This window comes from Streptomyces sp. NPDC059994 (assembly GCF_042737755.1).
GTDB lineage: Bacteria > Actinomycetota > Actinomycetes > Streptomycetales > Streptomycetaceae > Streptomyces.
Genome location: NZ_JBHWUR010000166.1, coordinates 4,426 through 11,181, shown reverse-complemented (window position 1 = coordinate 11,181; position 6,756 = coordinate 4,426). Strand labels below are relative to the sequence as shown.

The window sequence follows — 6,756 nt, the reverse complement described above, 5'->3', positions numbered from 1 at the left end:
GGCCGGGGCGACTTGGCCGCCCCGGCCGGCCTACGGCACCCGCACGGCCGTACGGTGTTCAGCGTGGCGCGTTCGTATATCGGTGTTGCGTCAGTCAAGTTGCCTGCTTGTTAACGAAATTGATGGGCATTTATGGAGTCATGTCGCCCGCTCCACCGCCCTGTCAAGCACGCAGTCGCCTCGATGTGCGAAATCTTGTGCCAAGTTCTTTCGTGATCACACACCAGCATGCTCAAACCTCTTGACGCACAAGGCCGGGCCCATGAATGTTCCGGTCAATCAATGACGCCTTCGGGCGCCGTTCGACTCTCTCGGTGCGGGGGCTATGCGCGATGACGAGTTCAACCCAGGCCGCCACAGAACCAACTGATCCCCTTCCGCCTGGCGGGGATTCGGGCACGGGCACGGGACTGACGGCGACCGAACTCATTGGACGCTCTCCCGGCCGCCTCGCATGGGCGCGATTCAAACGCGACCGGGTGGGCATCGCCTGTGCCGTCACGGTGCTCGCCTTCATTCTCGTCGCCTTCACGGCACCCTTGATCGCGAAGCTGTACGGAAAGGATCCCTATCAGCTCTACGGGCAGGACCGCGGGCTGCTGAACAGCTACGGCATTCCGCTGAAGCCCAACGGCGGCATCGACGGGGACTTCTGGTTCGGCGTCGAACCGAACCTGGGCCGCGATGTGTTCACGCTGCTGATCTACGGGATCCGGACCTCGCTGTTCATCTCGCTGGCGGTCACCGTGGTCTCGGTGGCCACCGGGGTGCTGATCGGCCTGGTCCAGGGCTATCTGCACGGCAAGGTCGACTACTTCCTGGGCCGGTTCTCTGACCTGATGCTGTCGTTCCCCCAGCAGTTGTTCTTCATCGCCTTCACCCCGGTGATCGTCGCGCTCTTCGTCTCGCCCCGGGACGAGGAGCCCACGTACGTGCGGATCGTGGCGCTGATCCTGGTGCAGTTCCTGCTCGGGTGGATGGTGGTGGGCCGACTGGTGCGGGCCCAGGTGCTTTCGCTGCGGGAGCGCGAGTTCATCGAGGCGGCCAGACTCAGCGGCGCCTCGAACTGGCGGATCATCCGCAAGGAAGTCCTGCCGAACATCTGGTCGACCGTCCTCGTTCAGGCCACACTCCTGCTTCCGGCCAATGTCACCGCGGAGGCGGGACTTTCCTTTCTGGGCGTCGGTATCCAGCCACCGACCCCGGACTGGGGGCTGCTTTTCCAGTCGGGCGCCTCGTACTTCGAGTCCGACGTCACCTTCATGTTCTTCCCCGGCATCGCGATGCTGATCTTCGTCGTCGCCTTCAACCTGCTCGGGGATTCGGTCCGGGACGCACTCGACCCCAAGACCGTCCGCTGAACCGTCCACATCCTGACAGGCAGGAATCAATGAGAATTCGCAAGGCGCGCTACGCCTCCGCGTTTCTGGCGGTGGGGGCTTTGACACTGTCTGCTGCATGCAGCAGCGGCGGGGCCGACGATGGAAAGAAACCCTCGGACGACGGCAAGAAAGCGTCGGTGCAGAACTTCGGCATCGGCACCAAGGCCGACTCCACCGGCCCGGCGGTGCCCGTCGAGGGCGCAAAGCCGGGGGGTACGGCCTATGACCTGGACCAGGCGGGCTTCGACTATCTGGACCCGGGCCAGCAGTACGTCAGCGACATGCTCTCGCTGCAGCTGCTCTACAACCGCTCGCTGACCGGCTACAAGATCGACGCCAAGACCGGAAAAACGATTCTGGTCGGCGACCTCGCCACCGACACCGGCACCTCGTCGGACGGCGCCAAGACCTGGACGTACACGCTCAAGGACAACCTGAAGTTCGAGGACGGCAGGCCGATCACGTCCAAGGACATCAAGTACGGCATCGAGCGGCTCTTCGCGGACTACCAGACGCAGGGCCCGCAGTACGTCCAGAAGTGGATGCTGGGCACCGACTACCGCAAGGCCTACAAGGGCCCGTACGACGGCAAGGAGCTGCCCGACACGGTCCTGGCGACGCCCAACGACAAGACCATCGTCTTCCACTTCAAGGACGCGCACGCGGACGCCCCGTACGCGATGTCGATGCCGAACGTGTCGCCGGTGCCGAAGGACAAGGACGACAAGCAGAAGTACAACAACCACCCGGTCGCCGCCGGCCCGTACAAGATCGCGGACTACAAGCCGGGCAAGTCGCTGTCGTTCGTGCGCAACACCAACTGGGACCCCAAGAGCGACCCGATCCGCAACGCCTACCCCGACAAGTGGGAGTTCCAGCTCGGGATCGGCGAGCCGGGCCTCACCAACCGGATGGCCGCGCAGTCCGGGCCCGACAAGTACGCCGTGAACATGTCCGGCTCCGCCGACCCGTCGAAGATGCAGACGCTGACGACTGACTCGCAGTACAAGTCGCGGACGGTCAACGAGTACCAGCCGTACGTCGAGGTCATGAACATCAACACCAAGCGGATCACCAACCCCAAGATCCGCCAGGCGATCATGTACGCCTTCCCGATGCAGCAGGTCCAGCAGGCCTTCGGCGGCGGCGCGCAGGGTGAGCTCGGCACCACGCTGATCAGCCCGACGGTGGCCGGCTGGGCGAAGTTCGACCCGTTCGGCAAGCTCGCCAAGCCCATGGGCGACCCCGAGAAGGCCAAGGAGCTCCTGAAGGAGGCCGGGGTCTCCACCCCGGTCAAGCTCTCCTACGCGTACGCCAACACCCCGCGCTGGCAGGCCGTCTCGCTGACCCTCCAGAAGGCGCTGGAGAAGGCCGGCTTCCAGGTGGAGCGCAAGGCCATCGACCCGACCTCGTACTACACGGTGGTCGGCAAGGTGAACACGCCGTACGACATCTACCGCACCGGCTGGGGCGCCGACTGGCCGAGCGCCTCGACCGTGGTGCCGCCGACCATGGACGGCCGCAACCTCCAGGACGGCACCAACAACTACGCGTTCCTGAACGACCCGAAGGTGAACTCCGAGATCGACCGCATCATGGCGCTCACCGACATCGGCAAGCAGAACGACGAGTGGCGCAAGCTCTCCGAGTACGTGCTGCAGACCGACACGTCGCAGATCCCGTTCATCTACGACAAGTACTTCAACCTGCACGGCGACGGCCTCGGCGGCGTCACTTACAACCAGGTCTTCGGCACCATCAACCCGAGCACCATCTTCGTGAAGCAGTAGCAGTGGCGGCCCGGTCCCCGGCCCGCCTCACGGGCCGGGGACCGCATACAGACGGAAGAGTCCGATGCTCCGTTTCCTTGTGCGACGACTGCTCGGCGCCGCGGTCATCCTGCTGCTGATCAGCGCCATTACGTACTTCCTCTTCTTCTTCCTGCCCTCCGACCCCGCGCTGCTCTCCTGCGGCAAGAACTGCGACCCGCAGAACGTCGCGCTGATCCGCAAGAACCTCGGACTCGACCATCCGATCTGGGTCCAGTACTGGCACTTCATGGTCGGCATCTTCGCCGGGCGCGACATGCCCGTCGGGCACTGCCCGGCGCCCTGCTTCGGCTACTCCTTCGCCGACCAGCAGCTGGTGTGGAGCACCATCTCCGACCGCTACCCCACGACGCTCTCGCTGGGCGTCGGCGGCGCCGCGATCTTCCTGACCGTCGGCGTCGGCCTCGGCCTCGTCTCCGCCTGGCAGCAGGGCAAGCTCTTCGACCGGATCGCGAGCGCGGCCTCGCTGCTCGGCCAGTCCGTGCAGATCTACTTCATCGGCCCGATCGCCATCCTGCTGCTCTCCACCAAGACGCACCTCTTCAACCGCGGCCAGGACCCCCACTGGACGAGCGACCCGGCCGCTTCCGTCTCGGGACTGCTGCTGCCCTGTCTGATCCTGTCGGTGATCTTCTGGTCCAACTACAGCCGCCAGACACGGTCGTTGATGGTCGAGCAGATGTCGGAGGACCATATCCGCGCGGCCCGCGCCAAGGGCATGAGCTCGCGCTACGTCTTCCTGCGGTACGCGCTGCGCGGCGCGATGGCCACCGTCATCACCATCTTCGGCGTCGACCTCAGCGCGGTGCTCGGCGGCGCGATCATCACCGAGGTGACCTTCGGGCTGCACGGCCTCGGCTCGCTGTCGGTGCAGGCCGTGCTCCGCAGCGACCTGCCGCTGGAGATGGCCGTGATGCTCATCGGCGCCACGATCATCGTCCTCTGCAACATCGTCGTCGACATGGCGTACGCCTTCATCGACCCGCGGATCCGGCTCTCCTGAGAGCGCGTCGACCCTCACGGTCCCGGAACCCCGGGACCCAGGAACCTCCGGAGGAGAACCGTCCGTGAGCACCCTCAGCCAGCCCGGGGCGAAGCCGGTCGCCGACGCGTCCCGCGGCTTCCTCTCGGTCCGTGACCTGTACGTCCACTTCGCCACCGAGGACGGCACCGTCAAGGCGGTCGACGGGCTCTCGTTCGACCTGGCGCGCGGCTCGACGCTGGGCATCGTCGGCGAGTCGGGCTCCGGCAAGTCCGTCACCAACCTCGCCGTCCTCGGCCTGCACAACCCGCGCAACACCACGATCCGGGGCGAGATCCTGCTCGACGGGCAGGAGCTGACCGGCGCCTCGGAGCGCCGGCTCGCCCAGCTGCGCGGCAAGAAGATGGCGATGATCTTCCAGGACTCACTGGCCGCGCTCTCGCCGTACTACACGGTGGGCCGCCAGATCGCCGAGCCGTACATGAAGCACATGGGCGCCTCCCGCAAGGAGGCCCGTGAGCGGGCGGTCCAGATGCTCACCAAGGTCGGCATCCCGCAGCCCAAGCTGCGGGTCGACGACTATCCGCACCAGTTCTCGGGCGGGATGCGCCAGCGCGCGATGATCGCGATGGCGCTGGTCTGCGACCCGGAGCTGATCATCGCGGACGAGCCGACGACCGCGCTCGACGTGACCGTCCAGGCGCAGATCCTCGACCTGCTCAAGGACCTCCAGCAGGAGACCGGCTCCGCGATCGTCATCATCACCCACGACCTCGGTGTGGTGGCGAAGACCGCGGACGACGTGATGGTGATGTACGCGGGCCGCTGTGTGGAGCGCGGCACGGTACGGGAGATCATGCGCACGCCCCGCCACCCCTACAGCTGGGGGCTGCTCGGCTCGATCCCCCGGCTCGACTCTCCCGTCGACCTGCCGCTGGTGCCGATCCCGGGGACACCGCCGAGCCTGCTGGCGCCGCCGCCGGGGTGCCCCTTCCATCCGCGGTGCGCCTTCCCGGACCAGGTCGCGGGGGGCGCGTGCCGCACCGCGCGGCCGGTGATCCCGGAGGACGAGCCGCACGGGGCCGCCTGTCATCTGACACCGGATCAGAAGTCCACCATCTTCGCCGAGCAGATCCGGCCGCGACTGCGCTGACCCGGTCGCTGTCCCTTTGCCGAGCAGCCGAGCAGCCGAGCAGCCGACCGGCCGACCGCCGACCAGGAGTCGAGAACACATCATGAGCGAACAGCTGAGCCTCACCAAGGTTCCGGGGCCCCGCGACCAGGGCGGCGAGGAGGGCCCGGAGCCGTCCGCCCCGCTGCTCGAAGTGGCCGGGCTCGTCAAGTACTTCCCGATCACCAGCGGACTCGTCCTCAGGCGCCATGTCGGGGACGTGCGCGCGGTGGACGGTGTCGACTTCACCATCGGGCAGGCCGAGAGCCTGGGCCTGGTGGGCGAGTCGGGGTGCGGCAAGTCGACCACGGGGCGGCTGATCACCCGGCTGCTCGAACCGACCCGGGGCACCATCACGTACGAGGGCCGGGACATCAGCCACGCCTCGCGCAAGGAGCTGGCGCCGATCCGGTCCGAGATCCAGATGATCTTCCAGGACCCGTTCGCCTCGCTCAACCCGCGCCAGACGGTCGGTGACATCATCGCCAACCCGATGGCCGTCAACGGCGTCAATCCGCCGGGCGGGCGCGAGAAGCGGGTACGGGAGCTGTTGGAGATCGTCGGCCTCAACCCCGAGCACTACAACCGGTTCCCGCACGAGTTCTCCGGCGGCCAGCGCCAACGCATCGGTGTGGCACGGGCGTTGGGGCTCAGGCCCCGGCTGATCGTGGCGGACGAGCCGGTCTCCGCGCTCGACGTGTCGATCCAGGCGCAGGTGGTCAACCTGCTCCAGAACCTCCAGCGGGAGATGGGGATCGCGTTCCTGTTCGTCGCCCACGACCTGGCGATCGTGCGGCACTTCTCGCAGCGGGTCGCCGTGATGTACCTGGGCCGCATCGTCGAGATCGGCGACCGGGCCTCCATCTACGACCGGCCCCGCCACCCGTACACGCACGCGCTCCTTTCCGCCGTGCCGGAGGCGGTGGTGGACGACGAGGGCGAGGGGCGCGAGCGGATCCGGCTCGCCGGTGACGTGCCGTCCCCGATCGACCCGCCGTCGGGGTGCCGGTTCCGTACGCGCTGCTGGAAGGCGCGGGAGCGCTGCGCGCTGGAAGTACCGGAACTGGTGCGGCTCGACGGCAACCGGGAGGGGCATCTGACCGCGTGCCACTTCCCCGAGGAACCGACGGTCGCGGCGCGGGGCGAGGATGTCGTGCTCGATCCCGCGCTTGCCGCGATCGAGGAGGCGACGGACACAGCCCATTGACCCGAGTTCGTAGTGCCTCCGCTCGGAGGCCGGGCCCGCGTCCGTACACCCCGTCACACCACGGACGCGGGCCTTGGCATGTGCGCGGCCCATTCGACCGCGGACCGTGCGTGGTTGCTCGCGCAGTTCCCCGCGCCCCTGGGAGGTACGGCCGAGGACGAAGGCAAAGCCGAGCACTCAAGGGG

General features: G+C 67.2%; 5 protein-coding genes. All 5 read left to right on the top strand.

Translation table 11 applies throughout. The features are described from left to right. Positions 1-332: 332 nt before the first annotated feature. The 5 genes from ACFWA7_RS38320 (at position 333) to ACFWA7_RS38300 (ending at position 6,571) form a co-directional block, all read left to right on the top strand. Positions 333-1,361, top strand: coding sequence for an ABC transporter permease (locus tag ACFWA7_RS38320; RefSeq protein WP_385549608.1), 1,029 nt, complete (start codon positions 333-335; stop codon positions 1,359-1,361). A gap of 158 nt (positions 1,362-1,519) precedes the next feature. Continuing rightward, entirely contained in the window at positions 1,520-3,172 is a 1,653-nt protein-coding gene (locus tag ACFWA7_RS38315) for an ABC transporter substrate-binding protein (protein ID WP_385827784.1), read from the top strand. Between the two features lie 64 nt (positions 3,173-3,236). Continuing rightward, positions 3,237-4,214 (top strand): ABC transporter permease, encoded by a 978-nt coding sequence (locus ACFWA7_RS38310; RefSeq protein WP_385549602.1) that lies wholly within the window; start codon positions 3,237-3,239, stop codon positions 4,212-4,214. A gap of 64 nt (positions 4,215-4,278) precedes the next feature. Then, positions 4,279-5,346 carry an ABC transporter ATP-binding protein gene (locus ACFWA7_RS38305; protein ID WP_385827782.1) on the top strand — a complete coding sequence of 356 codons (1,068 nt, stop codon included), beginning with the start codon at positions 4,279-4,281 and terminating at the stop codon, positions 5,344-5,346. Positions 5,347-5,428: 82 nt separating this feature from the next. Continuing rightward, positions 5,429-6,571, top strand: a complete 1,143-nt coding sequence (locus tag ACFWA7_RS38300) for an ABC transporter ATP-binding protein (protein ID WP_385827780.1) — start codon at positions 5,429-5,431, stop codon at positions 6,569-6,571. Positions 6,572-6,756 lie beyond the last annotated feature (185 nt).

Excerpts from the sequence above, each read along its gene's own strand:
- ACFWA7_RS38310 (WP_385549602.1), top strand. The coding sequence starts at position 3,237 with ATGCTCCGTTTCCTTGTGCGACGACTGCTCGGCGCCGCGGTCATCCTG.
- ACFWA7_RS38320 (WP_385549608.1), top strand. The coding sequence starts at position 333 with ATGACGAGTTCAACCCAGGCCGCCACAGAACCAACTGATCCCCTTCCG.
- ACFWA7_RS38300 (WP_385827780.1), top strand. The coding sequence starts at position 5,429 with ATGAGCGAACAGCTGAGCCTCACCAAGGTTCCGGGGCCCCGCGACCAG.